This is a genomic window from Gammaproteobacteria bacterium (assembly GCA_016195665.1).
Classification (GTDB): Bacteria; Pseudomonadota; Gammaproteobacteria; order SURF-13; family SURF-13; genus JACPZD01.
On sequence record JACPZD010000005.1, the window covers coordinates 18,796 to 32,589 of the forward strand.

Here is a 13,794-nt window from a genome sequence, read left to right on the forward strand (position 1 = left end):
CTCCTGAGTAAAAACCCTGTTTACTCTACCCCACCCTGTCCCGCCCCCTCAATAGGGGGCGGAGACGTAGCATGAAGTGTAGTCTTAATTACTGACTTCGCTATCGAGAAATTACTAAGCCTGTTCGGCGAGAATCCGCCCGAGCGTGCCGAGGTGCGCGCCGCACTGGATGATCTCGCTCAGGATTACGCCGGGCGCGGCGTTGCGCTTACAGAGGTCGGCAGCGGTTTTCGCTTTCAGGTGCGGCAGGAGTACGCGCAGTGGGTGACCCGTCTCTGGGAGGAGCGGCCCACGCGCTATTCACGCGCGCTGCTCGAGACCCTCGCCCTGATCGCCTACCGCCAGCCCATCACCCGCGCCGAGATCGAAGACATCCGCGGCGTAGGTGTGAGCACTCACATCATCAAGACCCTGCACGAGCGCGAATGGATACGGGTGCTCGGCCACCGCGACGTGCCGGGCAAGCCCGCGCTCTATGGCACGACGCGCCATTTTTTGGATCACTTCAATCTCAAGAGTCTGGACGAACTGCCCACCCTCGCGGAGATCCGCGATCTGGACAGCATCAATATCCAACTCGACCTTGGTGAGCCGCCGCCGGGGAGCGGAGAGACGAGCCATGAGCAGCAAGAGCCGGGTTGACAAGCGTTGAAAAAACCCGCCTCGCGTTTTTTCAAGCCCGACGTGGCTGATGTGAGTTCGAAGCCACCGAAGCGTTCCAAAGCGCCGGCCCGGCGCGCCGCGCCGCCGCGTCCCCACGCTGCGCCGCGGAAGGTATTGCAACACCCCGTTGCAGCGCCTCTCCCCCGCCCATCCACCGAACCGGTCACTCCCGGCATCCTGCCTCTGACGTACAGGGAAGAACTAATGTCGCGGGAGGCAGGACGCCGGGAGCGACCCGCGACATTAGTATATCCGTATACGTCAGGGGAAAAGCTGCAGAAGGTCTTGGCACGCGCGGGTTACGGCTCGCGCCGTGAGATTGAGGGTTGGATCGCCGAGGGGCGCATCACGGTCAACAAGCAGGTGGCCAAACTGGGCGACCGGGTCAGCGAACACGATGCCATCCTCATAGACGGCCATCCGCCGCAGGCCCACCGTCTGGCCGGGCCCAAACGGCGTGTGCTGGCCTATTATAAACCGGAGGGTGAGGTCTGTACCCGCACCGATGAGGAAGGCCGTCCGACCATTTTTGACCGCCTCCCCAAGCTCCGCAACGGACGCTGGATTGCGGTGGGTCGCCTCGACATCAGCACCCAGGGCCTGATTCTGCTCACCACTGACGGTGAGCTGGCTCATCGTCTCATGCACCCTTCCAGCGAGGTCGAGCGCGAATACGCGGTACGGGTTTTGGGAGAGGTCACGCCCGAGGTGTTACAAGCCTTGCGCCAAGGCGTGCCGCTGGAAGACGGCATGGCGCATTTCGACGCCATTCAAGAGGCGGGCGGCACGGGCGCCAACCACTGGTATCACGTCGTCCTCAGGGAGGGCCGTAACCGCGAGGTGCGCCGCTTGTGGGAGTCACAAGGGGTTACGGTGAGCCGCTTGACGCGGGTGCGCTATGGCCCGGTCACTCTGGGGCGGCGGCTGCGCGCCGGGCAGTGGCGCGAACTGGAGAGCGACGAGGTACGGACGTTGGCGCAGCACGCGGGATTAGAACAAGTTTCCACACCGCGCGGCCAGCCAGTGACTCAACCCGAGGTCAAGTCCGTTAAGAAATCCGATGCGACGCGCCGTATCGCCCCACGCCGCCGTCAGCCCCGCTAGACGCCTGCACGACGTTTACCGGCGTCTGCATCGGGCTTACGGGCCGCAGCACTGGTGGCCAGGCGAGACACCCTTCGAGGTGATGGTGGGCGCGGTGCTCACCCAGAATACCGCCTGGGGCAATGTCGAAAAGGCGATTGAGAACCTGAAACAGGCGCAGGCCCTGGATGCCATGGTCATCGCCAAGACCCCTCATGCCCGTCTGGCCCGCTGGCTCAAGCCTTCCGGTTATTTCAATATCAAGGCCAGACGGCTGCGTAATTTTTGCATCTGGTACCTTGCCCAGGGCGGCTTCGAGGCGCTCGCGTCGTGGGACACGGCGCGGCTGCGGCACGGGCTGCTCTCCGTCAACGGCGTCGGGCCAGAGACGGCGGACGATATGTTGCTCTACGCCTTTGCGCGCCCGGTGTTTGTGATAGACGCCTATACCCGTCGGCTGCACAGCCGGCTTGGGACTATCCGCGGTGATGAAGGCTATGAAACCTTGCGCTCGTTGTTCGAATCCACTCTGCGAGGCCGAAAAAAGATTCAATTATTCAATGAGTTTCATGCCTTGATTGTCAGACACGCCAAGGACGTCTGCCGGCCCCGGCCACGTTGCCGGGAATGCTGTCTGGCAGGGAGCTGTCCTTCGGCGACGGTTTGATGCTGCGATGATTGCAACACATTCGGCTTAGGCTTATGCTCATAATTCGAATTGTTGTTCATATAAAGGAGGTATCCCATGAGCCTGCAATTAGGTGATATCGCCCCCGACTTTACCCAGGATTCCAACGAGGGGCCGATCCGTTTTTATGACTGGATGGGGGACAAGTGGGCCGTGCTGTTCTCGCACCCGGCGGACTTCACGCCGGTCTGCACGACCGAACTCGGCGCGGTTGCTAAGCTTAAGCAGGAATTTGATAAGCGCAACGTCAAGGTGTTGGCCTTGAGTGTGGACCCGGTGGAGTCGCACAAGGGCTGGATCGGCGATATCAACGAGACCCAAAACGCCCGGGTGAATTTTCCGATCCTCGCGGACGGCGACCGCAAGGTCTCCACGCTGTATGACATGATACACCCCAACGCCAGCAATAACTTTACGGTTCGTTCGGTGTTCATCATAGACCCCAATAAAAAGATACGGCTTATCATCACCTACCCGGCGAGCACGGGCCGTAATTTCGACGAGATCCTGCGCGTGATTGACTCACTGCAACTCACCGACAAATACAGCGTCGCCACACCGGTCAACTGGCATGACGGCGATGATTGCGTTATTCTCCCTTCGCTCACAGACCCGGTAGTGCTGAAGCAGAAATTTCCCAAGGGCTATAAACAACTGAAAGCGTATTTACGGATGACGCCGCAGCCTAATAAGTACTAAGTAGTTCATAAGTAAGACGACATCTCCACCTCGTTCCCCGCCCCCTGTTTAGGGGGCGGGACAGGGTGGGGGTAAGTAAAACAGGGTTTTTTACTAATCAGACACAAAGTAGGCGTGTGCGCACATTAGTTTCTGATTAGTAACGAATAATCTATCTACCCTCATACTTGAAAGAGACCAATCATGAGCAAAAAAATAACACGTCGTGATTTTGTAAAACTGTCCGGCGCCGCCGTCGCCGCCGCCGGCCTCGGCGGCCTCCCCGCGATCGGCGAGGCCAAGCCCAGGTCCGCATCGCTCGGCAAGGCTTACCTGCCCAAGGCCAAAGGCCCGCGCGTGGTGGTGGTCGGGGCGGGCACGGCGGGGCTCACCATCGCCAAATATCTCAAAAAGGAAAACCCCAAATTTGATGTGGTGATGGTGGAAAAACGCGCCCAGTACAGCTCGTGTTTTTCCAGTAATCTTTGGTATGCGGACGTCATTAATCTCGATTTTCTTGCGGCGCACAGTTTTTTAGATGCGGCGAAGAACGGTGATTACACCTTTTTCAACGCGACCTGCACCGGCGCGGACCGCGCGGGGCGCAAACTCATCACCGATCAGGGTGAAATCGCCTATGACTATCTGGTGCTCACCCCGGGGATAGATTACGACTACGCCAAGATCGGCGTGAACGATCCCGATACCGAGTACCGTCTGCGCACGGAATATCCCGCCGGCTGGACCCTGGGCACCGAGCACGTAACCATCAAACGCAAGGTGCAAAACTTCAAGGGCGGCGTGTTTGTGCAGACCGTGCCCGGCGGCAATTACCGCTGTCTGCCGGCGCCGTATGAGCGGGCGTGCATGATCGCCTCGGTGTTCAAGAAAAACAAGGTCAAGGGCAAGGTGCTGGTGCTGGATCACAATCCTGACATTACCATCAAAAAGAACGGCTTCCACGCGGCATTCGATGAGTTGTATAAGGATATCATCGAATATGTGCCGTCGGTTGAAATCAAATCGGTGGATGTGGATAAAAAGGGCATCGTCACCGAGTTCGACACGTATCAGTTTGACGACGCGGCCATCTATCCCAATATCCGCGGCTCCAAATTGCTGGAGACGCTGGGTGTGATGGACCCCAAGAGTTTGCAAAAAGAGGCGCGCATTGACGTGCTCAAATATCACGTGCTCAGCAATGAGCACGTCTACGTGGCGGGCGACTCGCGGCCTATGCCGTTCTCGAAGAGCGCCAACACCTCTAACACCGAAGGCAAATACGTCGCCAAGGTGATCGCCGCCCATGCCGCTGGCAAACAGATGGATTGGGTCAGCCCCACTACGACGTGTTACTCGATGGTCAGCACCGGTCCCAACGAGGCCATCAGCGTGGATGCGCGCTACGCCTATGACGCGGCAAAGCAGGAGTTCAGCTTCTCCAAAGACACCAAGATGTTCGAGGAGCGCAGCCCCGAGCAGGGCAAGGCGGCGCTCGATTGGGCGCAGGGTTTATACAGCGACTTGTTTGGTTGAGGTATCACAAACAATGGACTTTACATTTATCATGTTCGGTATCGCGGCGCTGATTATGATCGCTGCGTGGATCACCTCTCTCTTTGCCGGCAGAGGCTGAGACAGCAGCCGCTGTTGTCCGCTTCAGGACGTGGGTGCATACCCTTGTGTATCTTTTGCTGCACGCGCCGATCCCATCCTGAATGAGTAGATCATCTCAACCGTGGTTATCTTTTGTGCGCAGGGTCGCCGAAGGCATCGAGCTACGGCTGAAGGTCATCCCCGGCGCCAGCCGTTCCGTGATCGTGGGCGTGCTCGGTGACAGATTGAAGGTGAAGGTGGCCGCTCCGCTGGAGGATGGCAAGGCGAACAAGGCGGTCGTCGAACTGATTTCAGAGTGGCTGGAGGCGGACTCTGTGGAAATTGTTTCCGGTCACGCCCATCCGGAAAAGGTCGTGCGGGTGCGCGGTTTGATGAAGATAGACGAAGGCCGTTTGTCGGTATTGAAGTGAAATCTTCCACGCCCTTAAAACTGGTGCGGAGCAGGCAACTCCGCTCTCCCGTCCAAGCGGTGAGGATTCCGCATCTGCGCAACTGGCTGGCGCTCACCCTGTTGACGGGCTTGTACAGTTATGTGGTATTGGCGACCCAGGGCGGCCTTCACCTGGTGGTGGCGCCGCTGGTAATCGCGCCATTGGGCTACCATGCCTTTAAGGGTAGATCGTTCATCCGCAAAGTGTTGCCCGCAACGGTCCCTTGGGCGGGCGCACCCATCCTTGCTGCAGCAGGTCTTGATAATGCGATAGAAGCGGTCTTTGTCCACTCCTTTCTCATCGGCATGGTGGTGGTGCAGGTGTGGGAGGCGTCGCTGTGGTTGGGCGGATACATCATTGCCCGCCTTGGCCGCTTAAGGAGTCGTCTCTCCGACCAGGATCACCCGCTTGCTTCGGGCGATAACAGGCAGAACGTGGTGCCGTTAAACCCCAAGTCCAAAGCAACGTCCGAGCATCCCGATGAGGGGCGGGAGACCCGCTAGCAGTTTACGCCCTCTGGCTGAACCGCCCTAGTCTGGCATCGGCGAGCAGACTTTGGAAGTGTCTGCCGCTCAGATGAATCAGTTCCTCATGGTCGCCCGCCTCAAAATAGATGTCCGGCTGTTCTATCAGACTGCTATCCAAGATGGTCGGCATTCCATAGGCCATGCCCAGCGGTGGGACTGCGCCGAGTTGGCAATCCTTAAAGATAGGGGTGAGTTCGCTCTCCACCGCAAGACGAAGTTTGCGGTTAAGTTGCTCACTCAACCTGCCGAGCTTGATGTGGTGGGTGGCCGGTACCACCGCCATGAGATAGCCGTCGTCGTCTTCGAGCAGTACGGCCTTGGCGAGGGCATCGCCCGGGATGTGCGCGGCCTCGGCGGTCTCGAGGCTTGAAAGGGTGCGGGGATGAGGCACCACCTCGTAGTGTATTCCCTTGCTCATCATGTAGTCTTCAAGAGTGTGTGCAATAGCCATGTCAGCTCCTCCTGTCGTTGGGTTTTCTACAATCGTTTACCAAATTCAGTATACATCTTAAGTACACCGTGAGATCAAGACATTATTGGAATATTTGATCTTAATCAATGTGCCTGCATTAAGATCGGAATATCTTAATTTTCCATGAAAATTTTCGATGAAAATCCATCAATTAGAAACATCATGAGCTGACCCGGCTATTCGAGATGAGATCAAGCTATAGCTATTTCGACCACGACGCCGATATCGGCGTCATCGGCTGCGGCGAGACGGCAGAGGCCGCCTTCGTTGCGGCGGCCGAAGCCATGTTCGCAATCATGACGGATATCACGACGGTAAGCGACGTTATACACATCCAAGTCGGTTTCGAGGAGTCCGATTTGGAGCTGGCGTTGGTCACCTGGCTAAACAACCTGCTCACCGAGGCCCGCATGGAGGGACTGATCTTCAGCCGCTTCGCCCTGCAAAGGAACGAAACAAATTGGCGTGGTGAGGCGTGGGGCGAGCCGTGGCGTGCAGGGATGGAGAGAGGGGTGGAGGTCAAGGGCGCGACGCTGACGATGCTTTCCGTGAAGCAGGTCGAGGCGGGCTGGGAGGCGCGTTGCGTGGTGGATGTATGAGACGGGTGAGGAGTGAGGAGCTTGTATGGACATGACCCGGTTGAACAAGATTGATGACACGTGCTGGAGTGTCAAACCCGCTGCGGGTGAGCAAGCCGCACCGGTACGGATGTACGGCAGCGAAGCGCTGCTCGCCAGCATGGACGACAAGGTGCTCGAGCAGATCACCAATGTGGCGAAGCTGCCGGGTCTGGTCGGCGCCGCCATGACCATGCCGGATGCGCACTGGGGTTACGGGTTTCCCATCGGTGGGGTCGCCGCGTTTGATCCCGAACAAGGCGGCATCATTTCTGCGGGCGGTGTGGGGTTTGACATCTCTTGCGGCATCCGCTGTCTGCGCGCCAACCTTACCCTCACAGACATCACGCCGCAGTTGGAGAATCTGGCCGACGCCCTGTTTCACACCATCCCCGCAGGAGTGGGAGAGGAGGGACAGCTTAAATTCGCGCCGGCGCAGCTCGATGAAGTGCTGCTGGGCGGCGCAGAGTGGGCGGTGCGGCAAGGCTATGGCGTGCCGGAAGATCTGGAGTACATCGAGGAACGCGGCCGTGTGACGGGCGCGGTGCCGGAAAATGTCTCGGATCACGCCAAGAAACGCCAGCGCGGCGAGATGGGCACCCTGGGCTCCGGTAATCACTATCTCGAGGTGCAGGTCGTGGATCACATTTACGATCAGCAGGCGGCGCAGGTCTTTGGACTCAGCGAAGGCCAGATCGTGGTTTCCATACACTGCGGTTCGCGCGGCTTGGGTCATCAGATCGGCACGGAGTATCTGGTGACGCTGGCCAAGGCCGCGAACCGGCTGGGTATTACTCTGCCGGACCGGGAATTGGCGTGCGCCCCGATTCAATCGCCGGAGGGTCAAGAATATATCGGCGCAATGAACGCCGCCATCAACTGCGCGCTCGCCAACCGGCAGATACTCGCCCACCTCACTCGTGAAGTATTCGACAGGATAATTCCGAATGCGACACTCGAAACCCTGTTCGATGTCTCGCACAACACCTGCAAAGTAGAGAAGCATAAGGTGGACGGCAAGACACGGCTGCTCTATGTCCACCGCAAAGGAGCGACCCGCGCCTTCGGGCCGAACCACCCGGCGCTGCCGGAGCGTTACCGCGCGATTGGTCAGCCGGTCATCATCGGCGGCAGCATGGGTACCGGTTCCTACGTGCTGGCAGGCACTGCGGAAAGTGAAAACCAGGCCTATTCCTCGGCCAGTCACGGCGCGGGGCGCGCCATGAGCCGTCACCAGGCGCTGCGCCACTGGCGCGGCCGGCAACTGATAGACGAATTGGCCGAACGCGGCATTCTGATCCGCACCCGCTCCATGCGCGGCGCGGCCGAGGAAGCCCCGGCTGCTTACAAAGACGTGGACCTGGTCGCGGAGGCGACGGAAAAGGCGGGACTCGCCAGGCGTGTCGCCTTTCTGCGCCCCAAGGTTTGCGTTAAGGGATAACTATGATACTGGCAACAAAAAACTGCCTGCACCTCGCCACCAAGCTTGCCAAGTACACGCGCACCGGCCTGCTCGGTTACGAAGTAAAAAGGTTTGCCGATGGGGAGTATTATTACCGTCTGCAATATGTCAGGAAACCTAAATCGGTAATACTGCTCGGCAACATTACTCCCGATCCCGCTTCGATCTTTGAACTACTTGCGCTCGCCGAGGCGTTAGCAGACAGCCGTATTGGAATCAAAACACTGTGCGTGCCTTATCTTGGCTACAGCCGTCAGGATCGGCAGAGCGAGAAGGGGGAGGCGGTGATGGCGCACCTGGTCGCCGAGATGCTCAACCGCATCCCCGCGAAGAAAAGGGTGTTTGTGGATCTGCACAGCGACACCGTGCGCGCCATGCTGTCCCCGCATACGGAGGTGTTTTGCCTGCCTCTGATCGTGCAGCAGCCGCTTGCTCGTGGCATTGACGTTGTCGTTGCGCCGGATAAGGGCGCGCAGGCGCGGGCCAAACGTATCGCAGGCGATTTGCCCGTCATCACCATGCTTAAGCACCGCCCCAAACACAATATCGTTGAGCGCGCGCCGATGAGTTATCCCGTCAAGGGCAAGAGGGTGCTGATGGTGGACGATATGATAGACACCGGGCGCACCATTGCCTCGGCGGCGATTCTTCTGAAGAGGCAAGGGGCCAAATCCATCACGGTGGCGGCGACACACGGCATCTTTTCCCCGTCCAGCGACAAGATTCTGACCTCCGCCCCCATCAATAAGATTTTGGTGGGCGACACGTTGGCCCCACACGTTCCGTCCGGCGGCCGCGTGATGTCCATCTCACGCTTGCTTGCAGAAACACTGTAGCGGACTCATGACCTATTCAGCCAAAGATAAGGGAGGCAATCATGCTGTTTCAGAATCGTGACGAAGCCGCGCAATTGTTGTCGGAAAAGCTCACGCAATACCGTGGTAAAAATCCTCTGATACTGGCCATCCCGCGCGGGGCGGTCCCCATGGGAAAATTGATCGCCGCCGAGCTGGGCGGCGAGTTGGACGTCGTATTGGTGAGAAAACTGCGCGCGCCGGGGAATCCTGAGTTCGCCATCGGTTCGGTGGATGAAACGGGCTGGACCTATGTGGCGGACTATGCCGCCGGTGTGGGTGCAAGCGAGAGTTATATAGAGGCCGAAAAACAGGCGCAGATGGAAACCATGCGCACTAGACGCGCCCAATACACGCCCGTGCACCCGCCGGTGGATCCAAAAGGCCGCATTGTCATCGTCGTGGACGACGGGCTTGCCACCGGCGCCACCATGATATCGGCCCTGCACGCCTTGCGCGCCAAGCAGCCTGGAAAACTGATTGCCGCCGTGCCGGTGGCCTCCCCGGAGGCCTTGCGCAAGGTGAAGCCCTATACGGACGAGCTGGTGTGCCTGCATGCGCCGGAATATTTTCAGGCCGTAGGCCAGTTCTATATGGACTTTCCGCAGGTGGACGATGAAGAGGTGATTGCCGTTCTGCGCGAGAGCAAGGGTGCACCGGCGGTCAAGTAAATAAAACCAAGGGCTGTTGAGCTAAGGAATCGCTGATTTATTCATGCTGAACCGCCAAGACGCCAAGAACGCCAAGATTTTTACTTACAATTCAAGCCTTTTTTCTTGGTGACCTTGGCGCCTTGGCGGTTGGCGATATATTTTTCAGAGCTTCCCTAAAGAAGTTCTTGATTGGCGAGCGAAACGAAGGCCCAATATAACCCTTCTGTTGCACGTGCAAGACGCGGGTAGTCGAGTTTATCAGGCGTATCTTGCTCAGTGTGATAATAAGGATAACGGTAAAATGCCGTGTCGGTTACCATCAATGCTCGGTATCCTTTCCTCCAGAAAGAATGATGATCGCTCCAGGCAACGCCGGGTAGCCAGGCAAAAGTGGCCGTGTGTTCGATGGGAAAATCGGAATGCGCACGAAATGCCGCCGCGGCCGCAGCGGCACCCGCCCTGTTCAACAAGACTAATCCAGCAGAAAAGTGATATTGGCGTTAATGCGATACGCGGTGATCTTGTTGTTCTCCACCTTGGCCTCAAAATTCTTGATGTAAATAGACTTAATCCCGTGCAGCGTCTTGGCTGCGCGGGTCACCGCCTGGGCCGCCGCATCTTCCCAGCTTTTATCCGATTCGGCGAGCACCTCAATGACCTTCAAAATGTGTGACATGCGTCCTCCTGGCTAGATGGTGATGTTCGCAGATAAAGCATACTTCCGCCGGATATAATATGTCATGCGTAAATAACAAAGAGATTGATCTATATCAAATCCAACGGGCCTGCAATCGGGTATCTTGAACTTACGTAAAAAGGAGGTCAGCTATGGCAAACCTGACGAGTTCCCAGATCAAGGAACTTAAGCAAATGATAAATAACCGGTTTACGGAGCTTCTGGAGGAGGTCCGCCAAGAGCTGATACGCTCCGACGATCAGCGCTATGCTGACCTTGCCGGCAGGGTAACGGATGTCGGTGACGAATCCGTGGCGGACATGCTCGTGGATATGGATGCCGCTATCGTGGATAGGCAAATCCGGGAAATCCGCGATCTCGAGGCCGCAAGGCTGCGTATCGGCGATTTCAGCTATGGGATCTGCGCTGATTGTGGCGAGGACATCGGCTATGAGCGGCTGCTCGCGTATCCGACGGCCAAACGTTGTTACGCTTGTCAGCAGCAGCACGAAAAGAGCTATGCCCAAGAGGGTAGACCGAGCTTGTGACAGCAACTTATGATAATCAACGACGTAGGAGGCCAATTTAAATTCATCAAGAAACGGGACGGCGCCCTTGTCCCGTTCGAGTCGGACAAGATTAAGCGCGCCATCGCCAAGGCCGGCGAAGTCACAGGCGAGTTCAGCGAGTCGGTCGCCGCGGAATTGGCGCTCAAGGTTTTAAGAGTTGCAGAAGAAACTCTCACGGAAAAGATTCCTACCGTTGAAGAAATACAGGACATCGCCGAAGCGGTATTGCTCTCCTCCCCTTATCACAAGACCGCCAAATTCTACATTCTCTATCGGGCCCAGCACGCGGGAATACGCGAGATCGTCGCCAAGGCCGATGTGGATCTGGTGGATCAGTATCTGGAACAGCTCGACTGGCAGGTCAAAGAAAACAGCAACATGACCTATTCCCTGCAGGGGCTCAATAATTACATCTCTTCTGAGATCAGCAAGGTTTACTGGCTCAATAAAATCTATCCGCCCGAGATCAGAGAGGCTTATCTCAGCGGCGATTTTCACATCCATGACCTCAACGCCATTTCGGTTTACTGTGTAGGTTGGGATCTCACCGACCTGCTCATGCAGGGGTTCAGAGGCGCGCCCGCCAAGATCGAAAGCAGGCCGGCCAGGCATTTCCGCAGCGCGCTCGGTCAGGTGGTCAATTTCTTTTATACCCTGCAGGGCGAGGCGGCAGGCGCCCAGGCTTTCTCCAATTTCGACACGCTGCTCGCGCCCTTCATCCGTTACGACGGCCTGGGGTATACCGAGGTCAAACAGGCCATGCAGGAATTTATCTTCAATATCAACGTCCCCACGCGGGTAGGTTTCCAAACGCCGTTTACCAATGTCACTATAGACTTGCAGCCTCCCAGCTATCTCGCCGGGCAGGGCGTGATTATCGGCGGCGTCATGCAGGACAAACCCTACAAGGACTTTCAGGAAGAGATCAATCTATTCAACCGGGCGCTCTTTGAGGTCATGCAGGAAGGGGATGCGAACGGCAGGGTGTTTACCTTTCCAATACCGACCTACAACATCACCAAGGATTTTGATTGGGACAACCCGAATTTAGAGGGCTTATGGCGGATGACAGCCAAGTACGGCATACCGTATTTTTCCAACTTTGTGAATTCCGACATGAAGCCGGAAGACGCCCGTTCCATGTGTTGCAGGCTGCGTATTGATACGCGCACTCTGGAGCGCAGGGGTGGAGGGTTCTTCGGCGCCAACCCGCTCACCGGCTCTATCGGCGTAGTGACCATCAACATGCCGCGGCTGGGCTATCTGTCAAAAAGCGAAGCAGAATTTACACAACGGCTGGAAAGGCTCATGCGCTTGGCCAAAAACAGCCTGGAGATTAAAAGAAAGACCCTGGAGCGTCTTACAGAAAGAGCGCTTTATCCTTACGTCAAATATTATCTCAGAGACATCAAAAACCGCTTTGGCGAATACTGGAAAAATCACTTTTCCACCATCGGTCTGGTCGGTATGAACGAGGCCTGTTTGAATCTGTTTGGAGAAAACATTGCCACTCACAAGGGGCATGCCTTTGCGATAAGAGTGCTCGATTTCATGCGCGGCAAACTGATCGAGTTCCAGGAAGAGACCGGCAACAACTACAATCTCGAGGCCACGCCCGCCGAGGCGACGGCGTACCGGCTTGCCCGCAGGGACAAGGAGAAGTATCCGGAAATTATTTGCGCCAATGAGGAACAGTACAAGAACGGCGCAGAGCCTTTTTATACCAACTCGACACACCTGCCCGTCAATTATACCGATGATGTGTTTGAGGCCTTTGACCTGCAAGATGAGTTACAGACCAAATATACGGGCGGCACGGTTTTGCACATCTTTGTCGGGGAGGAGATCAAGTCGCCGGGCGCCATCAAAAATCTCGTGCGTAAGATATGCGAAAATTATCGTCTGCCCTGTTTTACCGTAACCCCCACTTTTAGCGTTTGTCCCTCGCACGGCTATGTGGCGGGCAAACATCCGGATTGCCCGGTCTGCGGAGCGGACTGTGAGGTCTATTCCCGCATCGTGGGTTATTTACGCCCCACTGACCAGTGGAACAAGGGAAAACAAGAAGAATTCAGGCTCAGGAAAACCTACATGCTTTGAATCATGGATATCGGCGGGTTTCAGCGTTTTTCACTTATAGACTATCCTGACAAGATCAGCGCCATCGTATTCACGCGCGGCTGCGATTTCAGGTGCGGTTACTGTTACAACGCAGAGCTGGTGCTGCCTGAGCGCTATCCCGAGCTGATTCCTGAAAAAGAGGTTCTGGAATTTTTACAGACGCGCCGCGGCAAACTGGACGCCGTCGTCATCACCGGTGGCGAGCCTACCCTGCAACCTGATTTGCTGGAATTCATCGGGAAGGTTAAAAAACTGGGCTTTCTCGTCAAGCTCGACACCAACGGCTTCAATCCGGAGCTGCTCAAAAAGATTATTGAGCAAAAGGCGGTGGATTATATCGCCATGGATATCAAGGCGCCGTTGGAAAAATATCAAACCGTCATCAATGTGAAGATTGATGTCAATAAGATTGGCGAGAGCATCAGGCTCGTCATGAATTCCGGCATAGCCTGCGAATTCCGCACCACCGTGGTTAAATCGCAACTCAACAAGGAAGATATTCTCAAGATAGGAAAATTAATCAAAGGCGCCAAGCGCTATGCCTTGCAAAAATTCCTGCCCGCCAAGGTGTTGGATCCTGAATTTGCTCACAGAGAAACCTATTCCGATGCGGAATTTGCCGAATTCAGGCAGGCCTTGTCAGCCGATGTGGAGGAATGTCTGGTGCGTTAGCCGTTGTATAG

At 56.6% G+C, this 13,794-nt stretch carries 17 protein-coding genes; 14 read left to right on the top strand and 3 right to left on the bottom strand.

The annotated features are described in order from the left end of the window. Nucleotides 1–87 precede the first annotated feature (87 nt). From scpB to HY028_02445, 7 genes are all read left to right on the top strand, one after another. Nucleotides 88–642 carry an SMC-Scp complex subunit ScpB gene (scpB, locus tag HY028_02415; GenBank protein MBI3343717.1) on the top strand — a complete coding sequence of 185 codons (555 nt, stop codon included), beginning with the start codon at nt 88–90 and terminating at the stop codon, nt 640–642. Nucleotides 643–867: 225 nt separating this feature from the next. Further along, on the top strand, nt 868–1,767 hold the full coding sequence (rluB, locus tag HY028_02420) for a 23S rRNA pseudouridine(2605) synthase RluB (GenBank protein ID MBI3343718.1): 900 nt from the start codon (nt 868–870) through the stop codon (nt 1,765–1,767). Beyond that, nucleotides 1,724–2,413 carry an endonuclease gene (locus tag HY028_02425; GenBank protein ID MBI3343719.1) on the top strand — a complete coding sequence of 230 codons (690 nt, stop codon included), beginning with the start codon at nt 1,724–1,726 and terminating at the stop codon, nt 2,411–2,413. Before rluB ends, HY028_02425 begins: the two co-directional genes overlap by 44 nt. A gap of 78 nt (nt 2,414–2,491) precedes the next feature. Continuing rightward, nucleotides 2,492–3,133, top strand: coding sequence for a peroxiredoxin (locus tag HY028_02430; GenBank protein MBI3343720.1), 642 nt, complete (start codon nt 2,492–2,494; stop codon nt 3,131–3,133). A 183-nt stretch (nt 3,134–3,316) separates the two neighbouring features. Continuing rightward, the gene (locus HY028_02435; protein MBI3343721.1) at nt 3,317–4,648 is read left to right on the top strand and encodes an FAD-dependent oxidoreductase; all 1,332 of its coding nucleotides are present in this window, start codon (nt 3,317–3,319) and stop codon (nt 4,646–4,648) included. Nucleotides 4,649–4,830: 182 nt separating this feature from the next. After that, nucleotides 4,831–5,139 carry a YggU family protein gene (locus HY028_02440; protein MBI3343722.1) on the top strand — a complete coding sequence of 103 codons (309 nt, stop codon included), beginning with the start codon at nt 4,831–4,833 and terminating at the stop codon, nt 5,137–5,139. Nucleotides 5,140–5,198: 59 nt separating this feature from the next. Next, nucleotides 5,199–5,663, top strand: a complete 465-nt coding sequence (locus HY028_02445; GenBank protein ID MBI3343723.1) for a hypothetical protein — start codon at nt 5,199–5,201, stop codon at nt 5,661–5,663. 4 nt (nt 5,664–5,667) lie between these two features. Here the strand turns inward: HY028_02445 and HY028_02450 are convergent, their stop codons facing one another. Continuing rightward, nucleotides 5,668–6,138 (bottom strand): YbaK/EbsC family protein, encoded by a 471-nt coding sequence (locus HY028_02450; protein MBI3343724.1) that lies wholly within the window; start codon nt 6,136–6,138, stop codon nt 5,668–5,670. A 206-nt stretch (nt 6,139–6,344) separates the two neighbouring features. On the opposite strand from HY028_02450, the gene HY028_02455 reads away from it, so the two are divergent. The 4 genes from HY028_02455 to HY028_02470 are packed head-to-tail and all read left to right on the top strand — an operon-like array spanning nt 6,345 to nt 9,763. Beyond that, on the top strand, nt 6,345–6,758 hold the full coding sequence (locus tag HY028_02455) for an archease (GenBank protein ID MBI3343725.1): 414 nt from the start codon (nt 6,345–6,347) through the stop codon (nt 6,756–6,758). Between the two features lie 25 nt (nt 6,759–6,783). Beyond that, nucleotides 6,784–8,217, top strand: coding sequence for an RtcB family protein (locus HY028_02460; protein MBI3343726.1), 1,434 nt, complete (start codon nt 6,784–6,786; stop codon nt 8,215–8,217). Between the two features lie 2 nt (nt 8,218–8,219). After that, nucleotides 8,220–9,074, top strand: coding sequence for a ribose-phosphate pyrophosphokinase (locus HY028_02465; GenBank protein MBI3343727.1), 855 nt, complete (start codon nt 8,220–8,222; stop codon nt 9,072–9,074). A 41-nt stretch (nt 9,075–9,115) separates the two neighbouring features. Next, nucleotides 9,116–9,763 (top strand): phosphoribosyltransferase, encoded by a 648-nt coding sequence (locus HY028_02470; protein ID MBI3343728.1) that lies wholly within the window; start codon nt 9,116–9,118, stop codon nt 9,761–9,763. 155 nt (nt 9,764–9,918) lie between these two features. Here HY028_02470 and HY028_02475 read toward each other — a convergent pair whose 3' ends face one another. Together HY028_02475 and HY028_02480 are read right to left on the bottom strand one after the other, a co-directional pair. Then, on the bottom strand, nt 9,919–10,215 hold the full coding sequence (locus HY028_02475; protein MBI3343729.1) for a M28 family peptidase: 297 nt from the start codon (nt 10,213–10,215) through the stop codon (nt 9,919–9,921). Between the two features lie 2 nt (nt 10,216–10,217). Beyond that, nucleotides 10,218–10,421, bottom strand: a complete 204-nt coding sequence (locus HY028_02480) for a dodecin domain-containing protein (GenBank protein ID MBI3343730.1) — start codon at nt 10,419–10,421, stop codon at nt 10,218–10,220. 152 nt (nt 10,422–10,573) lie between these two features. Here HY028_02480 and HY028_02485 point away from each other — a divergent pair, with 152 nt between their 5' ends. From HY028_02485 to HY028_02495, 3 genes are read left to right on the top strand one after another with little or no spacing between them, the layout of a single operon-like run. After that, complete coding sequence (locus tag HY028_02485) at nt 10,574–10,969, top strand: TraR/DksA family transcriptional regulator (protein MBI3343731.1); 396 nt, start codon at nt 10,574–10,576, stop codon at nt 10,967–10,969. Between the two features lie 9 nt (nt 10,970–10,978). Then, entirely contained in the window at nt 10,979–13,090 is a 2,112-nt protein-coding gene (locus tag HY028_02490; protein ID MBI3343732.1) for a ribonucleoside triphosphate reductase, read from the top strand. Between the two features lie 3 nt (nt 13,091–13,093). Then, complete coding sequence (locus HY028_02495) at nt 13,094–13,783, top strand: anaerobic ribonucleoside-triphosphate reductase activating protein (GenBank protein ID MBI3343733.1); 690 nt, start codon at nt 13,094–13,096, stop codon at nt 13,781–13,783. Nucleotides 13,784–13,794: the final 11 nt, after the last annotated feature.

Excerpts from the sequence above, each read along its gene's own strand:
- rluB (MBI3343718.1), top strand. The coding sequence starts at position 868 with ATGTCGCGGGAGGCAGGACGCCGGGAGCGACCCGCGACATTAGTATAT.
- HY028_02425 (MBI3343719.1), top strand. The coding sequence starts at position 1,724 with ATGCGACGCGCCGTATCGCCCCACGCCGCCGTCAGCCCCGCTAGACGC.
- HY028_02430 (MBI3343720.1), top strand. The coding sequence starts at position 2,492 with ATGAGCCTGCAATTAGGTGATATCGCCCCCGACTTTACCCAGGATTCC.
- HY028_02435 (MBI3343721.1), top strand. The coding sequence starts at position 3,317 with ATGAGCAAAAAAATAACACGTCGTGATTTTGTAAAACTGTCCGGCGCC.
- HY028_02440 (MBI3343722.1), top strand. The coding sequence starts at position 4,831 with ATGAGTAGATCATCTCAACCGTGGTTATCTTTTGTGCGCAGGGTCGCC.
- HY028_02450 (MBI3343724.1), bottom strand. The coding sequence starts at position 6,138 with ATGGCTATTGCACACACTCTTGAAGACTACATGATGAGCAAGGGAATA.
- HY028_02455 (MBI3343725.1), top strand. The coding sequence starts at position 6,345 with ATGAGATCAAGCTATAGCTATTTCGACCACGACGCCGATATCGGCGTC.
- HY028_02460 (MBI3343726.1), top strand. The coding sequence starts at position 6,784 with ATGGACATGACCCGGTTGAACAAGATTGATGACACGTGCTGGAGTGTC.
- HY028_02465 (MBI3343727.1), top strand. The coding sequence starts at position 8,220 with ATGATACTGGCAACAAAAAACTGCCTGCACCTCGCCACCAAGCTTGCC.
- HY028_02470 (MBI3343728.1), top strand. The coding sequence starts at position 9,116 with ATGCTGTTTCAGAATCGTGACGAAGCCGCGCAATTGTTGTCGGAAAAG.
- HY028_02480 (MBI3343730.1), bottom strand. The coding sequence starts at position 10,421 with ATGTCACACATTTTGAAGGTCATTGAGGTGCTCGCCGAATCGGATAAA.
- HY028_02485 (MBI3343731.1), top strand. The coding sequence starts at position 10,574 with ATGGCAAACCTGACGAGTTCCCAGATCAAGGAACTTAAGCAAATGATA.
- HY028_02490 (MBI3343732.1), top strand. The coding sequence starts at position 10,979 with ATGATAATCAACGACGTAGGAGGCCAATTTAAATTCATCAAGAAACGG.
- HY028_02495 (MBI3343733.1), top strand. The coding sequence starts at position 13,094 with ATGGATATCGGCGGGTTTCAGCGTTTTTCACTTATAGACTATCCTGAC.